20 protein-coding genes are annotated in these 26,387 nt (G+C 74.6%); 14 read left to right on the top strand and 6 right to left on the bottom strand.

Annotated elements, in window-relative coordinates; genetic code table 11:
- Positions 1-100: 100 nt before the first annotated feature.
- The 4 genes from H300_RS29350 to fdh form a co-directional block, all read right to left on the bottom strand.
- On the bottom strand, positions 101-448 hold the full coding sequence (locus H300_RS29350; RefSeq protein ID WP_106966853.1) for an ANTAR domain-containing protein: 348 nt from the start codon (positions 446-448) through the stop codon (positions 101-103).
- Positions 449-884: 436 nt separating this feature from the next.
- Positions 885-1,844 carry an NrfD/PsrC family molybdoenzyme membrane anchor subunit gene (nrfD, locus tag H300_RS27160; protein WP_051270100.1) on the bottom strand — a complete coding sequence of 320 codons (960 nt, stop codon included), beginning with the start codon at positions 1,842-1,844 and terminating at the stop codon, positions 885-887.
- A gap of 221 nt (positions 1,845-2,065) precedes the next feature.
- A complete protein-coding gene (locus tag H300_RS0115600) occupies positions 2,066-3,073 on the bottom strand; it encodes a 4Fe-4S dicluster domain-containing protein (RefSeq protein WP_028428175.1) in 1,008 nt (335 codons plus the stop codon).
- Positions 3,070-6,399, bottom strand: coding sequence for a formate dehydrogenase (gene fdh, locus H300_RS27165; RefSeq protein ID WP_051270087.1), 3,330 nt, complete (start codon positions 6,397-6,399; stop codon positions 3,070-3,072). Before fdh ends, H300_RS0115600 begins: the two co-directional genes overlap by 4 nt.
- A 612-nt stretch (positions 6,400-7,011) precedes the next feature.
- On the opposite strand from fdh, the gene H300_RS29355 reads away from it, so the two are divergent.
- Positions 7,012-7,377: a DUF2511 domain-containing protein gene (locus tag H300_RS29355; protein ID WP_158678373.1), complete on the top strand. Its 366-nt coding sequence runs from the start codon at positions 7,012-7,014 to the stop codon at positions 7,375-7,377.
- Between the two features lie 106 nt (positions 7,378-7,483).
- On the opposite strand, the gene H300_RS31530 is transcribed toward H300_RS29355, so the two are convergent.
- Complete coding sequence (locus H300_RS31530) at positions 7,484-7,996, bottom strand: helix-turn-helix domain-containing protein (RefSeq protein ID WP_028428176.1); 513 nt, start codon at positions 7,994-7,996, stop codon at positions 7,484-7,486.
- Positions 7,997-8,173: 177 nt separating this feature from the next.
- Between H300_RS31530 and H300_RS32470 the strand changes: the two genes are divergently transcribed.
- Positions 8,174-9,151: a hypothetical protein gene (locus H300_RS32470; RefSeq protein WP_028428177.1), complete on the top strand. Its 978-nt coding sequence runs from the start codon at positions 8,174-8,176 to the stop codon at positions 9,149-9,151.
- Here the strand turns inward: H300_RS32470 and H300_RS0115625 are convergent.
- Positions 9,060-10,070: an iron-siderophore ABC transporter substrate-binding protein gene (locus H300_RS0115625; RefSeq protein ID WP_028428178.1), complete on the bottom strand. Its 1,011-nt coding sequence runs from the start codon at positions 10,068-10,070 to the stop codon at positions 9,060-9,062. The genes H300_RS32470 and H300_RS0115625 overlap by 92 nt on opposite strands.
- An 80-nt stretch (positions 10,071-10,150) precedes the next feature.
- Here H300_RS0115625 and H300_RS0115630 point away from each other — a divergent pair, with 80 nt between their 5' ends.
- The 12 genes from H300_RS0115630 (at position 10,151) to H300_RS27190 (ending at position 26,291) form a co-directional block, all read left to right on the top strand.
- Entirely contained in the window at positions 10,151-11,206 is a 1,056-nt protein-coding gene (locus tag H300_RS0115630) for a FecCD family ABC transporter permease (RefSeq protein WP_486583902.1), read from the top strand.
- Between the two features lie 125 nt (positions 11,207-11,331).
- Entirely contained in the window at positions 11,332-12,372 is a 1,041-nt protein-coding gene (locus tag H300_RS27175; RefSeq protein ID WP_486583903.1) for a FecCD family ABC transporter permease, read from the top strand.
- An 89-nt stretch (positions 12,373-12,461) separates the two neighbouring features.
- Positions 12,462-13,235 carry an ABC transporter ATP-binding protein gene (locus H300_RS0115640; RefSeq protein WP_028428180.1) on the top strand — a complete coding sequence of 258 codons (774 nt, stop codon included), beginning with the start codon at positions 12,462-12,464 and terminating at the stop codon, positions 13,233-13,235.
- Positions 13,236-13,704: 469 nt separating this feature from the next.
- Complete coding sequence (locus tag H300_RS27180) at positions 13,705-15,306, top strand: pyridoxal-dependent decarboxylase (protein ID WP_078516039.1); 1,602 nt, start codon at positions 13,705-13,707, stop codon at positions 15,304-15,306.
- Positions 15,307-15,400: 94 nt separating this feature from the next.
- Positions 15,401-15,979: a GNAT family N-acetyltransferase gene (locus H300_RS0115655; protein WP_051270089.1), complete on the top strand. Its 579-nt coding sequence runs from the start codon at positions 15,401-15,403 to the stop codon at positions 15,977-15,979.
- Positions 15,980-16,088: 109 nt separating this feature from the next.
- Entirely contained in the window at positions 16,089-17,330 is a 1,242-nt protein-coding gene (locus H300_RS0115660) for an alanine racemase (protein WP_199779197.1), read from the top strand.
- Between the two features lie 30 nt (positions 17,331-17,360).
- Positions 17,361-19,223, top strand: coding sequence for an IucA/IucC family siderophore biosynthesis protein (locus H300_RS27185; protein WP_051270090.1), 1,863 nt, complete (start codon positions 17,361-17,363; stop codon positions 19,221-19,223).
- Entirely contained in the window at positions 19,220-20,605 is a 1,386-nt protein-coding gene (locus H300_RS0115670) for a SidA/IucD/PvdA family monooxygenase (protein WP_028428184.1), read from the top strand. The genes H300_RS27185 and H300_RS0115670 overlap by 4 nt, the downstream gene beginning before the upstream one ends.
- Positions 20,606-20,661: 56 nt before the next feature.
- Positions 20,662-21,987 carry a hypothetical protein gene (locus H300_RS0115675; RefSeq protein ID WP_028428185.1) on the top strand — a complete coding sequence of 442 codons (1,326 nt, stop codon included), beginning with the start codon at positions 20,662-20,664 and terminating at the stop codon, positions 21,985-21,987.
- Entirely contained in the window at positions 21,984-23,813 is a 1,830-nt protein-coding gene (locus H300_RS0115680) for an IucA/IucC family siderophore biosynthesis protein (protein ID WP_028428186.1), read from the top strand. The genes H300_RS0115675 and H300_RS0115680 overlap by 4 nt, the downstream gene beginning before the upstream one ends.
- Positions 23,810-25,171: a glutamine synthetase family protein gene (locus H300_RS0115685; protein ID WP_028428187.1), complete on the top strand. Its 1,362-nt coding sequence runs from the start codon at positions 23,810-23,812 to the stop codon at positions 25,169-25,171. Before H300_RS0115680 ends, H300_RS0115685 begins: the two co-directional genes overlap by 4 nt.
- Before the next feature lie 145 nt (positions 25,172-25,316).
- Positions 25,317-26,291 (top strand): fibronectin type III domain-containing protein, encoded by a 975-nt coding sequence (locus H300_RS27190; RefSeq protein WP_051270091.1) that lies wholly within the window; start codon positions 25,317-25,319, stop codon positions 26,289-26,291.
- Positions 26,292-26,387: the final 96 nt, after the last annotated feature.

The following is a 26,387-nucleotide window of genomic DNA, read 5'->3' on the forward strand; positions in this document are numbered from 1 at the left end:
ATCGGAGTGCTGCCGCGACATTCGTGCCGCCCGCGGGCGGACTGTACGGGGCGGGGGCAGCGGACTGTACGGGGCGGGGGCCCAGCGCCCGGGCGGGGCTTCAGCCGGAGCGGCCCCGAGTACCCATGCGTCCCCCGCAGCGCTGGGAGAGGCCTTCGGCGAGGAGCTGAGCCAGCCGGGGGTCGATGCTGCCGCTTCTGGCCCAGTCGGTGACCTGGCGGGCGACGAGGCGCAGTTTGGTGTTGCTGCGCTGTGAGGCGTCGCGCAGCACCAGGAAGGCCCGCTCCTGTTCGCAGCCCGCCACGGTCATCACCACGCCGATGGCCTGGTCGATCACGGCGTGCGACTCCACCGCCTGCTCCAGTTGGGCGATCCGCTCGGCCAGTTCCGCCGGGTCCCGGAGATCGGCGCAGGGCTCCCGAAGGTCGGTGCGGTCAGCTTTCCGCATGAACGGCACCCTTTCTGGTCCTGTGGATGTCCGACGCCCTCGGGCAAGGAACGGGGCGGACCCCGGCATGCCGCGGGACTGCGGTGCCGGGAACACCCGCCGCCTGCCGGCGGCCACCAAGCACTTTCCCGACCACCGTAGCGGCGATCGGGAGGCCCCGCGCGCCGTGCGCCCGGCGTGCCCCGGGCGCAGCGTCCGGCAGGCCGGGCAGCCCTCCGGAGCACGCACGTCGGAGCCCGGGAGGGCCACCCACCCAACCGTCCGCCGGCTGTTCACGGGCACTCCGGAGGCGGCCACCGGAACGGGGCAGGGCCGCGCCCGGCGGCGCTCCGACGTGGTGCCCCTTCACCCGATGGCCGCGCAGAGGGACGGGCCGGGGCCGCCGCTCCTCGCGGGCGGCGGCCCCGGCCCACGGCGGCCCGGTCCTGCACCGGCCTCAGCGGCCCGGCGGTTCCGTCCCGTCCTCCGCCTCCGACCCGGACGGCGCGGGGGACGCCGCCGCGGCTTCCCGCTCGGCGCGGCGCGCCCGCTGCGGGCCGACGGTGTAGCGGGGGTCCTCCGCGGAGGCGATGCCCGCGGCGAAGACGCCGAAGCGGGTGCAGGCGGAACCGGCGAGCAGCGCGGCACCGCCCAGGCCCGCGGCGACCCGGTGCTGCCCGGCGAGCGCCGCGACGCCTGCGCCGGCCGCGTTGAGCACCCGGGCCGCGCGCATCAGCCGCCCGGCCCGCCCGGTGCGGAGGGTCTCGGCGACCTCGCCCAGCCGCCGCTCCACGGCCCGGTCGGCCGCCGCGTCGGCGGCCGCCGCGATCACCGCCGCGGCGCGAGCCGGTCCGGCCTCCCGGCTCGGGCCCACCAGCAGGGCCATGCCGGAGGCGGCCGCGGTGGCCGAGGCGGCGAACAGGTAGGGCAGCTCACGGTGCGCGTCGTGCCACGCCGGGACGGCCGTGTCGGCCGCCAGTACGGCGGTGTAGGTGGCGACGGCGGGGCCGAGCGCGGCGGCCGCCGCGGTGGCGCCCGCGCCGATCCGCGGCAGGCGGCCGGTGGCGGCCGTGACCGCCGCCGCCCCGGCGGCCGGGCCGTAGGCCGCGAGAAGCCAGGACCCGACGCTCATCGGCGAGGTGGGCTTGAACACCCGGAGCATATTGGCGAACCGCGCCGGGCGCCCGAGGTCGTGGATGAGGGCCGCGGTGGCAAGCGAGACCGCGCCGAGCGAGGAGACTTTCAGGCCGGTGGCGGTACGGGTGCGGCCGGTGCGGTGGGCCCCCGCCGCGAGGACCGATCCGGCTCCGGCGAGGCCGCCGAGGAAGAAGTACCCGGCGATGTCGCGCGCCTCCCAGGCGGGTGCCTTGATCACCGGCTTTCCGTAGTAGCTGCGGAACTCGGCCCGCGGCACCATGGCCTGTTCGCCCCGCCTGCCCCCGCGACGCCTGCGCCGGCCGCCCGAGGACTCCGGGGCCGGTCCGCCCTCCGCGGTGGCCGCGGCTGCCGGGCCGGAGCCCCCGCACAGCGACTCGGGCGCGGCTTCCCGGCCCGACACGTCACGGTGCGCGGGCAGGTGGCCCTCCGCGTGGGAGGGCGACTGCTCGTGGGAGGAGAGCCGTTCGTGGCGGTCGTCGGTCATCGTCCCGTCCCCCTCCGCAGCGCTCCGGCCGCGCCGAAGGCGGCCAGCAGACCGCCCACCAGCGACAGGCCGGCGAGTCCGGCGTGCTTCCACATCGCGGGCAGGTCCCGGGTGGTGACCACCGGGTCCGGCGGAAGGCCGTAGACCTCGGGTTCGTCCAGCAGGAGGAAGAACGCGCCGTCGCCGCCGACGCCGTCCCCGGGGTCGTGGCCGTAGAGCCGGGCGTCGGACACCCCGGCCTCCTGCAACTGGTCGACCCGGGCCGCGGCCCGCTCCCGCAGTTCGTCCAGTGGCCCGAACTGGATGGACTCGGTGGGGCAGGCCTTGGCGCAGGCGGGCTCCTGTCCGGCACCGAGCCGGTCGTAGCACATGGTGCACTTGAACGCCCGGCCGTCGTGGGGCCGCTGCTCGATCACGCCGTAGGGGCAGGCGGGTACGCAGTAGCCGCAGCCGTTGCAGATGTCCTCCTGCACGACCACGGTGCCGAACTCGGTGCGGAACAGCGAACCGGTGGGGCACACGTCCAGGCAGGCGGCGTGCGTGCAGTGCTTGCAGACGTCGGAGGACATCAGCCACCGCATGTCGCCCGAGCCGGGGTCCGCGACGGCGCCGGAAGCGCTCGCCCCGTCTGACGAGCAGGCGCAGCCGGCGCCCTCGGCGGAGGAACCGCAGCCGCCCCCGCCCGCCGGCTCCTCGGCCGTCAGCGGCAGCCGGGTGCGGCCCTCGGGGGCGGGCGGCTCGGGCGAGGCGGTCGCCGGCTGCTCGATGAACGCGACGTGACGCCAGGTCGAGGCGCCCAGTTCCTGGGTGTTGTCGTAGGACATGCCGCTGAGCGAGAGGCCGTCCTCGGGAATCGCGTTCCACTCCTTGCAGGCCACCTCGCAGGCCTTGCAGCCGATGCAGACCGAGGTGTCGGTGAAGAAGCCCACCCGGGGCGGGGCGTCGGGGTACCCGGAGTCGCCGGCGGGGTCGGACTCGGGGCCGCTGAAGAGGTGGTCGCTCACGTCGTGCCTTCCTTGCCGCTGGCAGCTGGGCCGTCGGGCGCGTCGGGACGGCCGGGAACGTCCGGGTCCCGGCCGGTCGTCGTGGTGACGCCCGCGCGGCGTCGGTGCTCCGCGACGAAGTCACGCAGGGCGGGGCCGCGCGGGCGGCGGCCGGGCCGGATGTCCGCAGTCAGCGCCTTGTCCTCCTGGATGTGGGCGTTGGGGTCGAGGGAGATGGCGACGAGCTCGTTCGCCGCGTCCCCGGTGACGAGGCCGTTCGCGCCCCAGTGGAAGGGCAGGCCGATCTGGTGCACGGCCCGGCCGTGCACCGTCAGCGGCCTGATCCGCCGGGTGACCATCACCCGGGCCTCCACGGCGCTGCGCGCGGTGATGATCGTCGCCCAGCCGTTGTGCTCCAGCCCCCGTTCCTCGGCGAGTTCCGGCGACAGCTCGCAGAAGAACTCCGGCTGGAGCTCGCTGAGGAACGGCGTCCACCGGCTCATCCCGCCGGCAGTGAAGTGCTCGGTCAGCCGGTGGGTGGTCACGACGTACGGGTAGACGCCCGCACCCGGCTCGTCGCCGCTGGGGTGGTACTCGTTGCCCTCCCGGGAGTAGAGCTGCCGCACCGGTGACCGCGCGTGCCGTGGGTACAGCGCGTTGGGGAACGGCGAGTCCTGGGGCTCGTAGTGGGTGGGCATCGGCCCGTCGACGAGCCCGGCGGGCGTGTACAGCCAGCCCTTGCCGTCGGCCTGCATGACGAACGGGTCGTCGCCGCGCAGGGCCGCGGAGCCCTGGGCGCCTTCCGGGGGCACGTAGTCGGGCGGTCGGCCCGGAACGAAGTCGGCGTTGTCGTGGCCGGTCCACTCACCCGCCTCCGCGTCCCACCAGACGTAGGCCTTCCGTTCGCTCCACGGCGTGCCGTCCGGGGCGGCGGACGCTCGGTTGTACAGGACACGGCGGTTGGCGGGCCAGGCCCACGCCCACTCCCGGGCGGTCCACTCCTGCTCGGTGTGCGGCTTGCGGCGCGCGGCCTGGTTGACCCCGTCGGCGTACACCCCGCAGTAGATCCAGCAGCCGCAGCGGGTGGAGCCGTCGTCCTTCAGCTCGGTGTAGGCGCTGAGCGGTGCGCCGTCCGGCCCGTAGCCGTTGATCTCGGCCAGCACCGCCGCGGCGTCCGGCTCCTCCAGCGGTCCCTCCACCGGGTAGTCCCAGGTGAGGTCCTGCACCGGGCGGTCCATCGGATCGTCCGAGTCGGCCAGCTTCGCCTTGATGCGGCGGCCGAGGTGGTACATGAACCACAGGTCGCTGCGGGCGTCGCCCTGCGGCTCGACGGCCGCGTCGTGCCACTGGAGCCAGCGGTTGGTGTTGGTGAAGGTGCCGGACTTCTCGGTGTGCGAGGCGGCGGGGAAGAAGAACACCTCGGTGCCCACATCCTCGGTCCGCAGCTCGCCGGTGTCGATCTCCGGCCCGTCCTGCCACCAGGTCGCCGACTCGATGAGGGAGAAGTCCCGCACCACCAGCCAGTCCAGTTCGGCCATGCCCAGGCGCTGCAGCCGCGCGTTGGCGGATCCCACGGCCGGGTTCTCCCCCATCAGGAAGTAGCCCTTGCAGGTGCCGTCGAGCTGGGCGAGCACGGTGGAGTAGTGGTTGTGGTCACCGGTGAGCCGGGGCAGGTGGTCGAAGCAGAAGTCGTTCTCCGCGGTGGCCGCGTCCCCGTAGTAGGACTTGAGCAGGCTGACGAAGTACGCCCGCATCTCGCCCCAGTAGCCCTTGCCGGTGCGGCTGGAGGTGACGAAGGCCTCCAGGTCCTGGTGGGCGTGCGCGTGGGGCATCGGCAGGTAGCCCGGCAGCAGGTTGTACAGCGTCGGGATGTCGCTGGAGCCCTGGATGGAGGCGTGGCCGCGCAGCGCCTGGATGCCGCCGCCCGGGCGCCCGATGTTGCCGAGCAGCAGTTGGAGGACGCTCGCGGCCCTGATGTACTGCGCGCCGACGGTGTGCTGCGTCCAGCCCACCGCGTAGACGAAGGCGCTGGTGCGGTCGGGCCCGGAGTTCTCCGTGAGGGCCTCGCAGACCGACAGGAACGCGTCCTGCGGCACGCCGCACACCTGCTCCACCATCTCGGGGGTGTAGCGGGCGTAGTGCCGCTTGAGCAGTTGGTAGACGCAGCGCGGGTCGGTCAGCGTGTCGTCCCGCTCGGGATCGGCGGCGGCGACCGCTCCGCCGGAGCCGTGACTCTCCGCGCCTCCCGCCGCGTGCTCCTCCTTCTGGTCCGCGTCGTTCTCGATCCGCTCCTGGAAGAGGCTGTCCCGGTCGCCCGCCGAGGCCTGCACGGTGGAGCCGGCGTACTGCCAGGACCGCTGGTCGTAGTCGTGCTTCTCCGGGTCGTAACCGGAGAAGACGCCGTCCAGGTCCTCGGTGTCCAGGAATTCCTCGCTCACGAGGTGGGAGGCGTTCGTGTACGCCTTCACGTACTCCCGGAAGTCCTTCTCACGGCTCAGCACGTAGTGGATGACGCCGCCGAGGAAGGCGATGTCCGTGCCCGCCCGGATCGGCACGTGCCGGTCGGCGAGAGCACTCGTGCGGGTGAAGCGCGGATCGACGTGGATGACGCGGGCTCCGCGCGCCTTGGCCTCCATCACCCACTGGAAGCCGACGGGGTGCGCTTCGGCGTAGTTCGAGCCCTGGATGACGATGCAGTCCGAGTTCTGGAGGTCCTGCATGAACGTCGTCGCGCCGCCGCGGCCGAAGGAGGTGCCGAGGCCTGCGACGGTGGAGCTGTGGCAGACCCGCGCCTGGTTCTCCACCTGCACCACGCCGAGTCCCGTCAGCAGCTTCTTGATGAGGTAGTTCTCCTCGTTGTCCAGGGTGGCCCCGCCCAGGCTCGCCACTCCCATCGTGCGGGCCACCCGGGTCCCGTCCTGCTCCCACTCCCAGCCCTCCCGTCGGGACGCGATCACCCGGTCGGCCACCATGTCCATCGCGGTGTCCAGGTCGAGCGGCTCCCACCCGGTGCCGTGCGGCCGCCGGTAGAGCACCTGGTGCCGCCGGGAGGAGCCGGTGGTCAGCTGGAGGGTCGCGGAGCCCTTGGGACAGAGCCGGCCCCGGCTCACCGGCGAGTCGGGATCGCCCTCGATCTGCACCACCTTCTCGTCCTTGACGTAGACCTGCTGGCCGCAGCCGACGGCGCAGTACGGGCAGATCGACTTCACGACCCGGTCGGCGGTCCCGGTCCGGGGGCGGAGCGACTCGGTGTACTCGGAGGTCACCGCGCTCCCCCGGCCGAGGAAGTCCGTCCCGGTGAGCTGCCGGTACGCCGGCCATTTACGGAGGAGCCTGCGAACGCCCACGACTCGACCTCCTGCTGTGACGTGGTTCCGTGCAAAGGTCCGGTTCCCAGTGCCCGGAATGCGGCCGTCCAATCCGCCGCCCTCCCCCGATGCGTTCCGCCGAGGCGGGCGACTGCGCCGGCTCAGCCCGGGGCGGGCTGCGGTTCGGGGCCCGGCCCGGGCCCGGGCCCCGGGGGCGCGGGCGGGACCGGTCCCGGGCCCGGCTGCGGTCCCGGAGAGGGGCCCGGTTCGGGCGCCGGCGGCCCCGGGGACGGGCCCGGGTCCGGGGGCACGGGGTCGGGGTCAGTGGGGCCGGGGCCTCCCGGCGGTCGCGGACTGGTCACGCTGCACCTCCTCTTCCGCCGCGCGGGGCGGCTCGGAAATCCGTCGCGGCCGGTACGGCCGGCGGGCCGGGTAGCCCGGTGCGGGTGTCTCGAAACCGGCGGCGTGGCTCCGGCTGCCGGGCGGCCGCCCGCACGGGTCGGCGGCGAGGCGGGAGGGCGGTACGGGAGGGGCCCTCGCGGGCGGCGGACGACCGAAAAGCACCGTTCTACGGCGTATGCCAGGCGGGAGAACGTCACAGCATGATCACTTTCCGTGTCCCGGCGGTCCGGCTGCGCCACCCTGACCGCCATGAACCGCCGCCACGCTCTCACCGCCGCTGCCCTCCTCGCCTGTCTCACCGCTTGCGGAACCGCCCAGCCCGACGACTCGCCGCCTCCGGAGGAGGAGCGGTCCGCGACGCAGGAGCCCGCGGCCACCCGCGAGGTGACGGCGGAGGAGGTCGACCCGTGGCCCTTCACCGTGGAGAAGGGCACTCTGGGGTGCCGGGGCGGCAAGGTCACGTTCGCCACTGACGGGGCCGAGTACGGCCTCACGGGCGACGCGCAGACGGACCACCCCGCCCCGGACCCGGTCTGGGCCACCGATCCGGAGTCCGACGGCACCCGGCTCAGCCTCGGGGCAGCCATCGAGGCCGGGATGGCGCTCTGCGAGTGAGCGGCCCGTCCCCGTCTCCGGCGGCACTTCCGACTGCCAGAGGCGCGGACGACCGTCGGACCCGCACCCTCGTACGGTTCCGGCAACCCGCCGCTTCGGGGCGGGGTTACGGTCCGGCCGGTGCCGCCTCCCGGGCGAACCAGCGGCCGTCACGCTGCTGGATCAGCCGGTGGCCGACGAGTTGGTCGATGTGCTTGGCGATGGTGGGCGGCTGGTACCCGACCGCCGCGCTGAGGTCGGCCACCGTGGCACCGGCCTCCCCGCATTCCCGGAGCTGCCGCCAGGTGCGGGACGCGGTGCGGCTCAGCGGCACGGCGGTCGCCTCCGGACGGGGCTCCTCCGCCGGCTCCGGCACCGCCGGCACGTCGGCGACAGAGACGGGGACGGCGGGGACGGCGGGGACGGCGGGGACGGCGGGGACGGCGGGGACGGCGGGGACGGCGGGGACGGCGACGGGGGTGCCGGCCGGGTCCGGCGACCCGGCGGCGGCCGGGGCACCGGTCGGCGACCGGAGTTCCTCGGCGCCCGCCGCCTGCGACGGCCGGGCGCGGGTCACGGGGCGCGGTGTGCGGTTGACCCGGCGGTGCCGGCGCCCCTTCTGCGTGCGGTTTCTACTCATCAGCTCACGGGCTCCGTACAGAGTCGACTGTGGTGATCATCTCTGCGCGGTGCAACGGAGCCCGGGGGTGATGGTTACGTTCGGCTACTCCGAACGGCCCCGACGGCGCTCACGGGCCTGCCACGGGACGCGGGAGAGCCCTTAGGGTGAGCGCGCCCGCAGTGCGAGGAGGTCCCTTTGACGCCGTCCACCGCCCGCACCGACGATTTGGAGGGGCCGGAGGCGGCGCCCGGTTCGTACCGCGCGCTGCTCGACGGCGTCTACCGGCGGTTCGGCGCGGCGTCCCCGCTGGTACGCCTCGCGGTCGGCCCACCGCCCGCGGAGGCCACGCTCACCGGGGGCGGGCTCGCCGCGGACCCGGCGCTCCTCGACGCGCTGGTGCGCCTCCAGACCGCGCGGATGGCGGCCGCCTTCGGCAGGGTGCCGCGACGCGACGTGGCTGCCACCGAACTCCTCCACCAGTACGCCTTCGTGGCCGTCCCCGCCATGAGCGGTCCGTGGTATCTGGAGCACGGGGTCCCGTGGCCGGCCCCGGAGGAGAGCGCGTACGACGAGCTGGGCGGCACACTCTCCGTGCTGCCCGCGCGGATGAGCTGCCTGGCCGGCGATCCGGCCACGAGGCTTCCCGGCGTGCGGGCCGTGCCGGACGAGGAGGCCCTGCGGGCCGAACTCCGCGCCGCGGTCGCCGCACATCTGGGCCCGGTGCTTGCGGGGTTCGCGCCGCTGGTGCGCCGCCGCGGGCACGGGTTGTGGGCTCCCGCCACCGACGAACCGGCCGAGGGACTGGCCTTCCTCGGCGGTCTGCTGGGTGACCGGGACGCCGCCGCACGGGAGGCCGGGCTCCTGCTGCCGGGCGGCACGCCCCCCTTCCCCGGCCGGGCCGGCTACCGGATTCCGCCGCGCCCGCCGGCACCTGGGCCGGTGGGCGGTGGGCGGCGGGCGGCGACGGACCGGACGGCCCGCCGCCGGTTCGCCGGCGGACCGGGTGCTGCTTCCGCTACACGCTGGGGGCGGAGCACCTGTGCGCCGAGTGCCCCCGCACGGCCCGGCCCGTGTCCGGCGGTCAGGAGCGGGCGGCGTCCACCCCGTAGGTGTCGGCCACGTCGTCGAGAACCTCGTGGGCGCCGTAGAGCCCGACGGCGATCATCCAGGTGATGTCGTCGACCTCGTGCACCTCGCCCTTCAGCTGCTTCCAGAGCGGGTTGGAGGTGTACTTGTCCCGGCTTTTCTCGGAGGCGCCCTGCGGGTCCGGGTAGGCGGTGACGAAGATGTCGTCTGCGTCGACCTTCTTGATCTGCTCCTCGGAGACGTCCGCGTTGAAGCCGGTGCCCTGCGCGTCCGCCGGCTTGTCGAAACCGAGGTCATTGACGAGGACACCGATGTAGGTGTCCTCCTTGTAGAGCCGCGTCGGCCCGTCGACGAACCGGACCACGGAGACCTCCGGGTTGCCGCCGTCCTTCTCACGGACCGCGTCACCGATCGCCTGCGCGCGCTCCTCGAAGGCTCCGACCTTCTCCTCGGCGAGTTCCTCCTGGCCGAGGGCCTCGCCCACCAGGCCGAGGTTCTCCTTCCAGGTGGCGCCGGTGTCCTCGGTGAAGAGAGTGGGGGCGATGGCGCTCAACTGGTCGTAGAGCTTCTCGTGCCGCACCTTGGCGGAGAGGATGAGGTCGGGCTCCAGGGCCGTGATCTTCTCCAGGTCCGGCTCCGCCAGCATGCCGACCGGTGTCGCCTCCTTGCCGTACTCCTCCGCGTCCTCGCCGAAGTAGGCGGGCAGCTCCTCGTCCGGGGAGGCGAAGGTGGTGTAGCCCACCACGGGCGTCTCCAGGGCCAGGGTGGCGTCGACGAAGGTCATGTCGAGAGCGACGACCCGCTGCGGCCGTTCCTTGATCTCCGCCTCGCCCATGGCGTGTTCGACCGTGCGTGGGAACGCGGAGTCGGAGGCGGCGGAGGAGGAGCCGGTGTCGTCCGTATCCTTGTCCGAGCCGCCTCCACAGGCGGCGGTGGCGAGCAGTCCAGCGGTTACGGCAGCGGCTCCGGCGGTGCGGCCGAATCGAGTGAGCCAGCGGGCTCTCATCGAGGGTCCCTTCTCTCATGAGTGAGTGCGCTGTAAGGATAGGCTCACCTAATCAGCCATGCGGTACCGCGGAGGGGATCGTGACAGAAGCGCTACCTGCGCCGACCCGGGTCCGGGTCCGGCGACAGAGCGCGTCGCCGCGCGCGGGCAGGCGCTGGACGGGACTTCTGTTCCTGCTCGGCCTGCTCGCGCTGACCGTGCTGCTCAGCCTCGCCTTCGGGTCCCGGCAGTTGGGATGGGGCGAGGTCTGGCACGGCCTCTGGTCGCCGTCCGGAACCGAGGGCGACATCATCGTCCGCTCACTGCGGGCCCCGCGCACCGCACTCGCCGCGGTGGCCGGCATCGCCCTGGGCGTGGCGGGCGCGCTGATGCAGGGTCACACCCGGAACCCGATCGCCGACCCCGTCGTACTGGGCATCAGCGCGGGCGCCGGGATGTGCGTGGTCGCGGCGATCTTCCTGCTGGGGGTGAACGGTCTCTACGGCTACGTCTGGTTCGCCTTCCTCGGCGCGCTGCTCGCCACCGCGCTCGTCCACCTGGTCGGGACGATGGCACGCGACGGGGCCACCCCGGTGACACTGGCTCTTGCCGGGGCCGCGGCGCACGCCCTGTTCACCGCCCTGACCGCGGGCATGGTCATCCTCGACCGGCAGGCGCTGGACACCTACCGCTTCTGGACCGTCGGCTCGGTCAGCGGCAGGCCACTGGACCTCACGCTCCAGATCCTGCCGTTCGTCGTGCTCGGCCTGCTGCTGGCCGCAGCGAACACGCCCGGGCTCAACGCCCTCTCGCTCGGGGAGGACGTCGCCAAGGCGCTCGGCGTGCGGCTGGGCTCGACCAGGGTCCTGGGCATGGCCGCCATCACCCTGCTCACCGGCGCCGCGGTCGCCGTCTGCGGTCCGATCGGCTTCGTCGGGCTGATCGCCACGCACCTCTCACGCCACTTCACCGGGCCCGACTACCGGTGGGTGCTGGCCTACGCGGGGCTGCTGGGCGGAGCGCTGATGCTGGCCGCCGACACGCTCGGCCGCCTGGTGGCCAGGCCCGGGGAACTCCAGGTCGGAATCATGCTCGCGCTGATCGGTGGTCCGGTGTTCGTGTACCTCGTCCGTCGCCGTCGGCCGGTGCGGCTGTGAGCGCCGCGGGGCCCGGTGCGGCACGCGCCCGGGCGAAGGAGCGGGCCGCCCGCGGCGGCACGGACCCGGGCGGGTCCGGACCGCGCGGGCGGCGGCACGGGCCGGCGGTCCCGGGGCGGGTGCCGGTGCGACTCGGCGCGGTCTCCGGTGTCTGGCGTCCGCGCACCCTCGCCGTGCCGCTGCTCATCGCCCTCGTGCTGTTCGCCGGCGTCGTGGTGAACAGCGGGCGGGGCAGCTACGGGCTGTCGGTGGCCGAGGTGGTCGAGGTGCTGTTCGGCGGCGGCGAGCAGGCCGCGCGCCTCGTGGTGCTGGAGCTGCGGTTGCCGCGCTCCGTCGTGGGGGCACTCGTCGGTGCCTCCCTGGGGCTGGCCGGGGCACTCATCCAGGGCATCGCCCGCAATCCGCTGGCCAGCCCCGACATCCTGGGCATCACCACGGGCGCGGGCGTCGGCGCGGTGGCCGTGATCGTGCTGGGCGGGGCGAACGGCAGCGTCAGCGGCCCCGCCGCCGATCTCGGCGTGCCGGCCGCGGCGATCGGCGGCGGTCTGGCGACCGCGGTGGTCATCTACTTGCTCGCCGTCCGGCAGGGCATCACCGGCTACCGGGTGCTGCTGATCGGTGTCGGGGTCAACGCCGTGCTCTCCAGCATGCTCTCCTGGTTCCTGGTGAAGGCGGACATCGTTGACGCCGGGCGGGCCTTCGTCTGGCTCAACGGCAGTCTCAACGCCACCGGTTGGGACACCGTCCGGCCCACCGCGTGGGCGCTGGCGGTTCTGCTGCCCGCGGCGCTGCTGCTCTCCCTCCAGTTCGGGGCGATGGCGTTCGACGAGGACACCGCCCGCGGCCTGGGGGTACGGATGACCTCCGCCCGGACCGCACTGCTGCTCACGGCCGTACTGCTCACCGCGACGGCCACCGCCGCCGCCGGGCCGGTGGCCTTCGTGGCGCTGGCGGTTCCGCAACTGGCCCTGCGGCTGCTGCGTACCGGGACTCCCCCGCTGCTGGCCTCGGCGCTCCTCGGCGCCGCCGTGACGGTCTGGGCGGACGTGCTCGGACGGACGGCGTTCGGCAGCACCGAACTCCCGGTGGGCATCCTCACCGCCGCGCTCGGGGCTCCCTACCTGCTGTACTTGCTCGTCCGGAGCGGAAAGGCCCGCAGCTCGTGACCGACACCACCCGGAACCGCCCCGCCCCGTCCCGCGACCACCCGGCGCCGGGAGCCGTCCAGCCCTCCGCATCCACCGGGTCCGTACGGCTGCGCGCCGAGCGGCTGACCCTCTCGTACGGCGGCGAGCCGGTCGTGCACGCGCTCGACATGGACGTCCCGGACAACTCGGTGACCGCGGTGATCGGGCCGAACGGCTGCGGCAAGTCCACCCTGCTCCGGGCGTTCGGCCGTCTGATGACGCCGGTGAGCGGGCAGGTGCTGCTGGACGGCGAGCCGGTGCACCGGATGCCCACCCGCCGGGTGGCCTCGCTGGTGGGCCTGCTCCCGCAGTCGCCGGCGGCACCCGAGGGGCTGACCGTGGCAGACCTCGTCGCCCGCGGCAGGCACCCGCACCAGACCTGGTACCGGCGCTGGTCGAGCACCGACGAGGCGGTGGTCGAGAGGGCGTTGCGGGCCACCGGTACCCACGATCTGGCCGAGCGGACACTGGACGAGCTCTCCGGCGGCCAGCGGCAGCGGGCCTGGATCGCCATGGCGCTGGCGCAGGAGACGGAACTGCTGCTGCTGGACGAACCGACGAACCACCTCGACCTGGCGCACCAGGTCGAGGTGCTCGACCTGGTGCGCCGTCTGCACCGGGACACCGGGCGGACAGTGGTGCTCGTCCTGCACGACCTGGCACTGGCCGCCCGGTACGCGGACCGGCTGATCGCGATGAAGGACGGCCACATCGTGGCCTCGGGCGCCCCGGAGGAGGTGCTCACCGAGACGTTGCTCCGGGAGGTGTTCGGGCTGCGGGCCCGCGTGCGGCACGACGAGGAGACCGGCAACCTGCTGGTGATCCCCCTCAGCAGGGAGTGACCCGGCGCGGGTTCCCGCGCTGGGCACCGGCGTGTGCGTGCCCGGCGCGCAGTCGTGCCCGGATTTCGCGCGCCCCGGTGTCGCCCTGCGCCCGCCGTGCGCCGATGCGCCCCACACTTCGACGGACGAGAGCGGAGTATAAGGTTAGGCTTACCTAACGTTGTTGTGGGTGCGTCGGGTGTTCTCCGAGGGGTTCACCCGGCGCACCCGTGTGCTGGATCTGCGCCCCCGACCGTCACCGAAGGAAACCGCGCATGCTGCGTGCCCCCCGCCCCCACGCCGCACCGCGGTACGGGCGGCCCGTGATCGGCGCTTCCGCCGGAGGCCCGGATGCCCGGAGGGAGCCGGCCGGCCGCACCGCGCGCCTCTGCTGCCGCCGTCGCTCCGCCGCGACGTCCGTCCGGTCCGGTCCGCGGGCGCACACCGCCCCGCACCGCCCCGACGCCCCGACCGATGTGGAGCGTGCCGCATGACCGAACCCCAGGACACCGCCGCCGCGATGGACGACGTGCGGGCCCTGCGCGCACTGACCGCCGTCACGCTGAACGCCCTCGCCGACGGTGCCGCGGCACGCGGCGGTCCGCTCCCCGCGGGCGGCCCCGACACGGTCGCCGCACGCACCCGGGAGCTGTGCGCACCGGTACTGCCGGAGGTAGGCATCGGGGGCCGGGACGCGCTGTACGACATGGTGCGCGCGGCCGCCCAGGGGGCGGCGGACCCTTCGGACCCGCACTGCGTCGCCCATCTGCACTGCCCGCCGCTGGCGCTGGCCGCCGCGGCGGACCTGGCCGCCTCCGCGCTGAACCCGTCGATGGACTCCTGGGACCAGGCCCCGGCCTCCGCCGTGATCGAGGAGGAGGTCACCCGCGCGCTGTCCGCCCTCACCTATCCGGGGCACCCGGCACCGGACGCGCTGATCACCAGCGGCGGCACCGAGTCCAACCTGGTCGCCCTGCTGCTCGCCAGGGAGCGCGCCCAGGCACGTGGGGCGGGACCGCTGCGGGTACTGGCAGGAACGAACGCGCACCACAGCGTGGGCCGCGCCTGCTGGCTGCTCGGCCTGCCCGCTCCCCTGCCGGTCGCCTGCACCGGCGGCCGCATCGACCCCGGCGCCGTCGACCGACGGCTCGCCGCCCTCGACGGCGCACCCGCCCTCCTCGTCGCCACCGCCGGCACGACGGACGAGGGCCTGATCGACCCGCTGCCCGAACTGGCCGCGGTGGTCGAGCGGTACGGTGCCGAACTGCACGTGGACGCCGCCTACGGCGGGCCGTTGCTGTTCAGCGAGACGCTCGCCCCGCAACTGCGCGGTATCGAGCGGGCCGTGTCGATCACCTGGGATCTGCACAAGCTGGGCTGGCAGCCGGTAGCAGCCGGCCTGATCGCCGTCGCCGACGGCCGGACGCTGGAGGCTCTCTCGCTGCGCGCGGAGTACCTGAACGCCGACGACGACACCGAGGCCGGACTGCCCGACCTGCTCGGCCGCTCGCTGCGCACCTCCCGCCGCCCGGACGTCCTGAAGATCGCCACCACTCTGCGAGCACTGGGGCGTTCGGGCGTGGCCGGGCTCGTCGAACACTGCGTGGACACCGCGCGGCGGTTCGCCGACCTGGTCGACGCCCACCCCGCGCTGCGGCGCCCCCCGGGCGGGGTGGGGATCAGCACCGTACTCTTCCGTCCGACGGCGGCCGACGGGATGCCGGACGAGGAGGGGGACGCGCTGGTGGCCGAGATCCGGCGGCGGCTGCTCACCGACGGCCGCGCGGTGCTCGGCCGGGCCCGGACGACGGACGGCGACGGAGTGCCGCGGCTGTGGCTGAAGGCGACCCTGCTCCATCCGCGCACCACCGCCGAGGACCTGTGCCCGCTGCTCAAACTCGTGACCGAGCAGGCGGCGCGGATCGTGGAGGACTCGGCGGAGCGCGTCCCCGCCTCCCGTCGCCCTGCGGACACCCCGCCGGCGCACCCGGAGGGTCCGGCAGCCGGAGCGGCCCCTCCGGCCTCCTGCCGGCCGGCCGGCGCACACGCCGGACACGCCGACCCGGGCGGCGCGGCCCCCTCCTCCCCGTGACCCCGGCCCCCCGGACCGCACCCCGTCCTCGCACGACACGCCCGAAGCCGCACCCGCACCGCACCCGCACGCCGACGCAGCCACGAGGAGAACCGTGACCACCAGATCCACCGGATCCGCCGTGCAGGCCCCGACGAGCCTGCGCACCGAGCACCACGACGGCGCCTCGGTGGCACGCGATCCCGAACGCTGGGCCCGCGCCTACGTACAGGTGCACGCCGAGGACCTCGGGCTGCCCGACCACTGCGACCCGCCGATAGCCGACCGGCTGGCCCGGCACGCGGCCCGTCCCGGTTTCCTGCTGGTCGCCGCACTGGACGGACAGGAGGTCGCCGGCTATCTCTACGGCTACACCCTGCCCCCGGACACCCTGTGGTGGGAGGGCCTGGCGCCGGCCCCCGACCCGGAGTTCGTCCGGGAGCACCCCGGACGGACGGTCGCCCTCTGCGAGCTACTCGTACGGGGGTCCTGGCAGCGCCTGGGGACCGGCGTCCTCCTCGTCCAGGAGTTCCTCTCCCCACGGACCGAGCAGCGGGCCGCCGCCCTCGTCGCCGAGGGCAACCGCGTCGTGCTCGACCGGTACGACCGCTACGGCTTCACACGGGTCGGCACCACCGAGCCGTACCCCGGCTGGCGTCCGCACCACATGGTGGTGCGCGAGCTGCGCCCCTGACCCGCCGCAGCACTCCGCGACGGCGACCGCGGGCACATTCCGCCCGCACGCCGGCCCCGACCGAGTCCGTGCGGCCGCACGGCCCCCACCCCCGAACGAGGCAGCTTCCGTGTCCATCCAGCTCCCGCCCTCCGCCGCACCGCGCGTCGCACACCCCACCGCCTCCCTGCCGCAACACCTGAGGGACCGGCTGACCGAACTGAGCCGCGGCCCCGAGCCGGTGTCCGCCTACCTCTACGACGCGGACACCGCCGCGGGGCGGGCCAGGAGCCTGCGGGAGGCGCTCCCCGACTGGGCATCCGTGTTCTACGCGGTCAAGGCGAACTCCTTCCCCGGCGTGTTGCGCGGCCTCGCGAGCGACGTCGACGGCTTCGAGGTCGCCTCGCAGGCCGAACTCGCCCTCGCCCTGGAGGTACTGCCGCAGGGCACGGGCCCCCTGCCGGTGGTGGCCGCCGGGCCGGCGAAGTCGGTGCCGGTGCTGACCGACCTGGTGCGGGCGGAAGTGGCGGCGATCAACGCCGAGAGCCTGCTGGAACTGCACCGGATCAGCCGGATCGCCGTCGACGAGGACACCACGGCCCGGGTGGCGCTGCGGGTGAACCCGGAACGAATCCCGGTCATCGGCTCCCTCCAGATGGGCGGGGAGCCCTCCCAGTTCGGCGTGGCCGAGCCCGAGGTGCCCGAGGTACTGGAAGCGGTGCGCAAGCTTCCGGGACTCGACCTCGTGGGCTTCCACATCCACGCCGCCTCGAACAACCTCGACGCCGTGTCCCAGGCCGCCTACCTGCGCTGGTGCGTGGAGTGGAGCGCTGCCACCGCCACGGCCCACGGGGTGGACCTGCGGCACATCGACGTCGGTGGCGGCATCGGGGTCGCCTTCGAGGGAGAGGAGCCGTTCGACGTGGCGGCGTTCGGCGCGGCCGTCGCCGAGGTCACCCCGCCGGAGGGGGTCACGGTCGTGCTGGAGCCGGGACGCTACCTGGTGGCCGACTGCGGCTGGTACGCGGCCGAGGTCACCGACCTGAAGTCCTCCTACGGGCACTGGTTCGCGATGCTGCGCGGCGGCATCAACCACTTCCAGCTCCCGACGTCGTGGGAGATCGTGCACAACATCGCGGTCCTGCCGGTCGACCACTGGGCCGAGGAGTGCCCGCGGCCGAGCGCCGAGGACGTCCGGGTGACGGTGGTCGGCGAGCTGTGCACGCCCGAGGACACCCTGCTGCGGGACGTGCGGGTGGACCGCATCCGGGCCGGCGACCTGGTGGTGTTCCCCTACGCGGGCTCCTACGGCTGGGAGTTCGCCATGCACGCCTTCCTCGGCCACCCGGTCGCCCAGCGGCTGATGCTCTGAAGGCAGCCCCCGAGACCACCGGAGAGACCGTTGACCGAGACACCCGAAACCGCCCTCGGCGCTGTGCCGCCGAGGCCCGTCGGGCCGCCCTCGCCCGGCGCGGGGCCCGCGCCCGGCGGGCCCGACCCGCTGGACCTGCCCGACCCGCTGCGGGCGGCCGACGCCGCCGCGGCGGAGGCCCTGCTGCGTGCCTTCGTGCGCGAGACCGGCACCGACGTGCCGGCGGCCGGTGCCGACCTGCTGCTCGACCTCCCGCACAGCGGTCTGCGCGTCCGCGTACCCGTGCGGCACCGGTCGGCCACCGGCTGGCACCGGTTCGGGCCCGCCGTGCTGGACGGCGGGCCCGCCGCGGACGGCGCCGCAGCCGCCGCGGACATCGCGCTGCTGGCCGCCGCGGCCGTGCGGGAGACCACCGCGGGGCGCGGCCGTCCCCCGCACACGGGCGCCGACGCGGTCGGCCGGGTACTCGGCTCCGCCCAGCGCACGGCGGTCCACCTCACCGCGCGGCGCACCGAGTCGGCCGCTCCCGAGGACGCCTGGCGACAGCCGTTTCGCCAGGGCGAGCAGGCACTCCTGCTCGGCCACCCCTTTCATCCGGCCCCCAAGAGCCGCGAAGAGGCCTCGGAGGCCGAACTCCGCGCCTACTCCCCCGAGCTGGGCGGTTCGTTCGCACTGCACTGGTTCGCCGTGCACCCGGACTCCGCGGTCGGCGAGTCCGCCGACGGCAGGAGCACCGCCGAGCTGCTCCACGCGATCGCGACGGACGCCGAGCTGCCCGCGCTCCCCGCGGGTATGCTGCCGATGCCGGCACACCCCTGGCAGGCCCGCGACATCCTGGAGCGGCCCGCCGCCGCAGAGCTGCTGGCACGCGGACTGCTCAGACCGCTGGGGCCCGCGGGCCCGGCCTGGTGGCCCACCTCCTCGCTGCGCACCGTGCACCGGCCGGACGCGCCCGCGATGCTCAAGCTCTCGCTCGGGATGCGGATCACCAACTCCCGGCGCAACAACCTGCGCGGCGAGATGCGCCTCGGAGTGCGGGCCGCCCGGCTGCTGGCCACCGGCCCGTCGGGCTGGCTCGCCGCCGAGCACCCGGAGTTCGGCATCCTGCGGGACCACTCCTGGGTCTCGGCCGGTCCCGGTGCGGCCGAGACCGGGCTGGAGACCGCGCTGCGGGACAATCCCTTCACCGGCGGGGCGCGGGACGCGGTGTGCGTGGCCGGGCTGGTCGCCGAGCGCACCGGCCCCGGGGACGGCAGCCCTCCGCCGTACCGCGCCCTGCTCGCCGAGGCGGTGGCGCGCACCGCCGCGGCGCACGGGCTGGACGGCCGGGAGGCCGCCGCCCTCTGGCTGACCCGCTACCTGCGCGTGCTCGCCGTCCCGCTCGTCCGGCTCCGGGCGCGGTACGGGATCGCGCTCGAACCCCACCACCAGAACACTCTGGTGGCGCTCGGCACGGACGGACTCCCCCGGGTCGGCTGGTACCGCGACAGCCAGGGCTACTACCTCGCCGCCTCCCGGGCGGAGGAGCTGGAGCGCCTGCTCCCGGGCGCGACCGAGGGCGTGGACCTGGTCTTCGAGGACGCCTTCGTCGACGAACGCGTCGGCTACTACCTCGGCATCAACAACCTCCTCGGCCTGGTCGGCGCCTTCGGCGCGCTGGGACTGGCCGACGAGCGGGAGCTGCTGCGGGTCCTGCGGACCGAACTCGCCGCACTGCGGGCCGCCGAGCCGGGCGCCCGCGGGCTCCTCGACCTGCTGCTCGACGCGCCGACCCTGCGCTGCAAGGCCAACCACCTCACCTGCGTGGACGGCCTGGACGAGCTGCTCGGTGACGTGCACACCCAGTCCGTCTACATCGACCTCCCCAACCCCCTAGCGCAGGAGGAGCGTTGACCGCACCGACCGCACCAAGGCCGTACGACCTGCTCGGCGTCGGCATCGGGCCGTTCAACCTCTCCCTTGCGGCGCTCGCCGACCGGGCGGACGGCCTGCGCACCCTCTTCCTCGACGCCAGACCCGCGTTCAGCTGGCACCCGGGACTGCTCGTGGAGGGCACCGTGCTCCAAGTGCCCTTCCTGGCGGACCTTGTGACCATGGCCGACCCGACGAGCCCCTGGTCGTACCTGAACTACCTGCGGGAGCACGACCGGATGTTCCCGTTCTTCTTCTCCGAGCGGTTCCACATCCCCCGTCGCGAGTACGACCACTACTGCCGCTGGGTCGCCGAGCGGCTGCCCTCCTGCCGTTTCGACGCCGAGGTGGTCGCCCTCGACTGGGACGAGACGGAGCGGGCCTTCGCCGTCACCCATCGCGCCACGGACGGTAGGGCGTCCCGGGTGCTGGCGCGCCAGGTGGTGCTGGGTGTCGGGACCCGGCCGCAGGTGCCCGCGCCCCTGCGCGCGCTGCTCGGGGAGCACGGCGCCCACCCGGGCGGCGCGGTGCTGCACAGCGCCGACTACCGCGCCCACCGGGCCCTGCTCGCCGATGCGGAGGACGTCACGGTGATCGGTGCCGGGCAGTCGGGCGCCGAGGTGGCACTCGACCTGATCCGGCAGCAGGACGGCACAGGAGCGGGAGGACCGTACGTCCGCTGGCTGGCCCGCACCCAGGCGTTCGCGCCGATGGAGTACTCGAAGATCGGCCTGGAGCAGTTCACCCCGGACTACGTCCGCTACTTCCGCACGCTGCGCGCGAAGGACCGCGCGGACCTCGTACGGGAGCAGTGGCAGCTCTACAAGGGGGTCAGCGAGGAGACGCTGGGCGACATCCACGACGAGCTGTACGAACGCACCATCGGCGGCGGACCGCCCCGTGCGGCGCTGCACCCGGGGGTGGAGGTCACGGCAGCCGAACGCGCCCCGGACGGCTACCTGCTGACCTGCCGGCACCGACGGCAGGGCCGCGAGTTCACCGTCCGCACCTCGGCCGTCGTCGCCGCCACCGGCTACGCGCCGGAGCGCCCGGCATTCCTCGACGGCGCGCACCGACTCGTCGACTGGGACGAGCACGGCCGCTACCGGGTGGACGGCGCGTACCGGGTCGCCCTCGACCCGAGGGTGGGCGGCACCCTCTTCGTGCAGAACGCGGAGATGCACACGCACGGCGTCGGCGCGCCGGACCTCACGCTGGGTGCCTGGCGGGCCGCGACGATCCTGAACGCCGCCGCGGGCCGCACCGTGCTCCGCGTGCCGTCCCGCGCGGCCTGGACGACCTTCGGCGCGCCCGATCCGGCGGCCGGGCCCGGCGCCGGGCCCGCGGGCGGGACGCGGTGGTGACGGCCGGGACGGCGGCCGCCGGAGGCCCTGCAGCCGGGACGGTGCGGTCGCGCGGTGTGCTGATCGCCGTCATCGGGCTGTACCTGGTGTCGGAGACCGCGCTGACCCCCTTCCTCCCCCAGCTCTTCGACACGCTGTACGGCGTCACGAGCCCGGAGGCGACCGGCGTCTACCTGTGGATCTGCCGCCTGGTGGGGCTGGCGGCCCTGCCGCTGTGGGGGCTGGCCGCCGGCCGCTGGCCGCTGCACCGGCTGGTGCTGACCGGACTGTGCGCCGGTGCGCTGCTCGACCTCGCCCTGGGACTGGCCCCGGGGTACGCGGCCTTCACCGCGCTCTCGGCCGCCTCCGTCGCGACCAACGCGGCTCTGCTGCTCTCCTACCCGGCCTTCATCGCCGAGCACTCCCGAGCGGCCGCGACGGCCGGGACCGACCCGGACCACGCCCGGCTGGCCGGCATCTGCTCCATCGTCGTCGTCTTCCACCTGGCGACGGTCGCGGCCACCGTCACCGGCGCGGGCGTCCTGGCGCTGCCCGAGCCGCGGCTGGGCATCTCCGCCTTCGCCCTGCTCGACCTCGCGCTGGCCTGGCTGGTCTGGCGGGCCTTGGACGGCCTGGCCGCTCCGCCGCCCACCGCGGGCGACCACGAGGACTCCCCCGTCCCCGAGGCGGCGGGCCGGCCGGCCGGGCGCGGTGCCCTCCGCCGCCTGCTCCCGCTGCTCGCCGGAGCGGCGCTTCTCGGGATGGCCTTCGACTTCGCCAGCAGCGTCGTGCGGCCCTTCTTCACCGCGTACGCCGACCCCCTGGGAGGCGGAGCGACCGGCGCCGCGGTGCTGTTCTTCCTGCCCAGCGTCTCGGCGCTGGCGGTGCTCCCCCTCGTCCGCCGCGGCCACGACCGGCTGGGCCGGTGGCTGCTGCCGCTCGCCCTGGCGGTCTCCGCCGCCGGACTGCTCTGGCAGGCCGCCGTCGATACCGTGGCGGAGCTGGCCGCCGCGCGGGTGCTGTTCGGCGTGGGCCTCGGTTTCGGCCAGGCCGCTGTGGAACTGCGGATGTTCCGGGCCACCGGCACGCGCGGCCCGGCCTTCACCGTGGTGGAGACCGTGCGCTCCGCCTCCATGCTCGTCGCGCCGCTGGCAGCCGCCGCCGCCGTCGCCCGCGACCCGGCGCTGCCCCTGGCACTGGCCGGGGCGGTGCTGCTGGCCGCGGCCCTGCTCTCGCTGCCCCGTCCGTCCCGCCCCCGGGACCCGGCCCGGACCACCGGCGGCCCGGTCGGCGTTCCCGCGCCCGCGGCCGGCGGCTTCGCCGCCGCGGGCGCCCCGGCCGCCGCGCCCGATCCCGTACCGGCCCACGTGACCCGCGAACACCCCGTCGAGGAGACCCGATGACCCGCCCCACCCGTGCCGCCTGGCAGACCGCAGGGCGTCGCCTGCTCATCAAGGCGATCGAGGAGTTCGCCTACGAGGAGCTGCTCGTCCCGCTTGCGGAGCCCCGTCCCGGCGGCACCGTCGGGGGCGGCGGCGACGCGGGCTCCTACCGGCTGGAGTTCGACGGCGGGGTCCGCTGGACCTTCCGGGCCGTGCGCGGCACCTTCGGCAGTTGGCGGCTGGACCCGGACACCCTGCGCCGCACACCGGAGCCCGCGGCGGGAGAGGGGGAGGCGGGCCCGGAGCGGCTGCTGCTGGACGCACGGCCCGGCCTCGGCTGGGACGGCCCCACCACCGCCGAGGTGCTGCGCGAGCTGACGGCCACCCGCCGGGCCGACGCCCTCGCGCTCGACCGGCCGGTCACGGCCGCCGCGCTGGCCGACCTCGACCACCTCGCGCTGGAGGCGCACCAGAACGGCCATCCGTGCATGCTGCTCAACAAGGGCCGGCTCGGTTTCGCCGCCTCGGACGCCGCGGCGTACGCCCCGGAGGCCGCCGGCGACGTACGGCTGGTGTGGGCCGCGGTCCACCACGATCTGGCCCGGTGGTCCGGCGTGCCCGGCCTGGACGAGGCCGTGCTGCTGGACGAGGAGCTGGACCCCGGGACCCGTGCCGGGTTCGGCGCCGCGCTGGCTGCGTCCTGCGCGGGCAGCGGGCACGCGCCCGAGGACTACCACTGGCTGCCGGTCCACCCCTTCCACTGGGACGAGGCCGTCGAGACGCTGTTCCCGGCCGATCTGGCCGACGGGCGGCTCGTCCGGCTCGGGGAGAGCGCGGACCGGTACCGCCCCCTGCAGTCGATACGCACCCTGGCGAACGTGGACCGGCCCGACCGGCGCAACGTCAAGGTGCCGCTGTGGATACGCAACACCCTGGTGTGGCGCGGCCTCTCGACCGATCCCACGCACGCGGCGCCGGACATCAGTGCCTGGCTGCACCGGCTCCGTGCCGAGGACCCCTACCTCGGCGCGGAGTTGCGCTTCCACCCCCTGGGCGAGGTGGCCGCCGTCGCGGTACGGCATCCGCTCTACGAGTCCGTCGGGGACGCCCCCTACCGCTACCACGAGCTGCTCGGCGCCGTGTGGCGGGAGACGGTCGCGGCACTGCTCGCCGAGGGCGAGCGGGCGCGCACCATGGCGGCGCTGCTGAAGGTCGGCTCCGACGGGCGGGCGCTGGCCGCCGAGCTGGTGGCACGGTCGGGACTGAGCGCGCGGGAGTGGCTGGAGCGCTTCCTGCACGCGCTGCTGCCGGGGCTGCTGCACCATCTCTACCGCTACGGAGTCGCGTTCTGCCCGCACGGGGAGAACACCGTGGTCCTCTACGACGCCCGGGAGACACCCGTCGGCATCGCGGTGAAGGACTTCGCGGAGGACGTGAACCTGCTGCCCGGCGAGCGGCCGGAGTACGCCTCGCTCAGCGAGCGGGCCGAGCGGGTGCTGCTGCGCTGGCCTGCCGGGGAGCTGGCCCACTCGCTGCTGAGCGCGGTGTTCGCAGGCCACTTCCGCTTCTTCGCACCCATGGTGGCCGAACACCTCGCGGTCCCGGAGGGCGAGTTCTGGACGATGGTGCGGGAGGAGATCCTCTCCTATCACCGCCGCTTCCCGGAACTCGCTGATCGGGCGGAGGACTTCGGGCTCTTCGCGGAGGAGTTCGACCGGGTGGCGCTCAACCGCGAGCAGTTGCTCGGCGGCGCCTTCCACGACCGGTCCGAGCGGGACGAGGGATTCGACCTGGTCCACGGCACGGTCCGCAATCCGCTCGCCGCGGCCGGGGAGCGGCGGTCGTGACCGCCGCGGACCGCTACGCGAAGCTACGGGCCGACGCCGAGACCGGCCTGGTGGAGGAGGTGCTGGTGGCGGTGCCCGACCTCCAGGGCCGTCTCCAGGGCAGCCGGCTGTCCGTGGCGCACTTCCTGGACGAGGCGGCCGAACAGGGTTTCGGCGCCTGCGTCTACCTGCTGGCCACCGACGTGGAGATGGAGACCGGTCCGGGGTACTCCATCGACGCGTGGAACACCGGCTTCGGCGACTTCGTGCTGCACGCCGACCCGCAGACCCTGCGCACGCTGCCCTGGGACCCGGGCACCGCACTGGTGCTCGCGGACACCCGCTGGCCCGGCGGGGAATCCGTCGCGGTGGCGCCGCGCCAGGTGCTGCGCGGCCAGCTCGACAGACTGGCCGAGCGGGGGCTGGCCGCGTTCACCGGCACCGAACTGGAGTTCCTGGTGTTCCGGGAGGACTACCGGCAGGCCTGGGACGCCCGCTACCAGGGCCTGCGCACCGGAACCCGGTACAACGTCGACTACGCCCTCCAGGGCATGTCCGAGATCGAGCCGCTGACCCGCCGGATCCGCCGGGAGATGGTCCGCGCGGGACTGCGGATGGAGACCGCCAGGGGCGAGGTGCACCCGGGCCAGTACGAAATCGTCTTCCGCTACGACGAGGCCCTGCGGACCTGCGACAACCACGTGGTGTTCAAGAACGGCGCGAAGGAGATCGCGGCGCAGGAGGGCCGGGCGCTGACCTTCATGCCCAAGTTCGACGACGGGGAGGGCAACTCCTGCCATCTGCACCTGTCGCTGCGGGGGGCGGACGGCTCGGCCGTCTTCGCCGAGCCGTCCGCGCCGGAGCGGATGTCCGGGCTCATGCGGCACTTCGTGGCGGGCCAGCTCGCCTGCATGCCCGACTTCGCCCTGCTGATGGCCCCCAACGTGAACTCCTGGAAGCGGCTGCGCCCCGGCGCCTTCGCCCCCACGGGGATCGGATGGGGCCGGGACAACCGGACCTGCCCGGTGCGGGTGGTCGGTGCCGGTCACTCGCTGCGTATCGAGCACCGGGTCCCGGGCGGGGACGCCAACCCGTACCTGGCGGTGGCCGCGGCGCTGGCCGCCGGGCTGCACGGCATCGACCGGCAACTGCCGCTGCCGGAACCGCACACCGCCAACGCCCTCGCCGACCCGTCGGTGCCTCGGCTGCCCACCACTCTCACCGAGGCCCTGCACCGGTGGGAGAGCAGCGCGACGGCCGCGGAGGTGTTCGGCAGTGAGGTGGTGCGGCACTACGCCCAGGCCGCACGTGCGGAGTTGGAGTCCTTCGAGTCCACGACCACCGATTGGGAGCGGATGCGCGGCTTCGAGCGGATGTGACGGGCCCGGCGTCCGCCGCGTCCCGCCCGGCCCCGGCCCACGGACGAGAGGAGGCGGTCCGGCGCACCCCTTGATGTGCCTCCCCGACTGTGCCATATATGTCTAGACCAATCCGGTCGCACACCGTCGGACGGAAGGCCCCACCGTGGTACGGACCCGCCCACGCACCGCGCTGTTCACCGCAGGACTCCTGCTGCTCACCGCCTGCGGCGCCGGTGGCCCGGAGGCCGCCCCTCCCGAACCGCCGGCCGGTCTCACGGTGCACGCGAGCAGCTCCACCGCGGTGCACGTCATGTGGAACCGCGTCGACGAGGAGGCGGAGATAGCCGGGTACGAGGTGTACCGGCAGGGCGAGAAGGTCGAGGAGGTCGAGGGCGGCCGCTACATGGTGGACGTCACCGGCCTCGAACCGGAGACGGAGTACACCTTCGCCGTCAAGGCCCGGGGCAAGGACGGCAGCCTCTCCCGCGGCAGCCGGGCCGCCTCCGTCACCACCCTGGACGCCGCGAGTGAGGACGCCGAAGCGCCCACCCGCCCGACCGGGCTCCGGGGCGAGGCAGCCGGGGCACGAGCGGCCCGGCTGACCTGGCAGGCGGCGGGCGACAACCACGAGGTGACGTCCTACGACGTCTACCAGGGCGACGCCCGCGTGCACAGCGTCGGCGGCGGGGAGACGTCCACCCTGGTGACGGGCCTGCGCCCGGGAACCGACTACGCCTTCACGGTGAAGGCCAGGGACGGCGCCGACAACTCCTCCGAGGCGAGCGGGACCGTGCACCTCACCACCTCGGACGGCGCCTCGGACGACGCCGCCACCGCACCCGCGGACTTCGCGGTGCGCAGCGAGAAGGGGGACCGGGGGCACTACCTGGAGCTCTCGTGGACCCCGCCCGACACCGGCGGAACGGTGCCCGAGTACCAGATCCACCTGGACGGCGAGTTCGCCACCACCCTGGCCTGGGGCGCGGACGCCCCGGAGGGGAAGGCCGAGTACCGCTTCTTCGTCACCGAGGAGACGGGCACCCGCTACCGGGTGAAGCTCAGGGCCCGGCTCCCCGACGGAACCTGGGGCAGCTTCTCCACCGAACGCAGCGTCACCACTGGCGGCTGGGAGGACTGAGCGGGCGCGAGGAGGCCGGACGTCCGGGCCGCGGGTGACGGGCCCTCCGGCGGCGCGGAGGCGGGCCGCGACGCGCGGGGACGGAGAGGGGGCCGC

It is taken from the genome of Streptomyces sp. TAA040, from assembly GCF_000424845.1.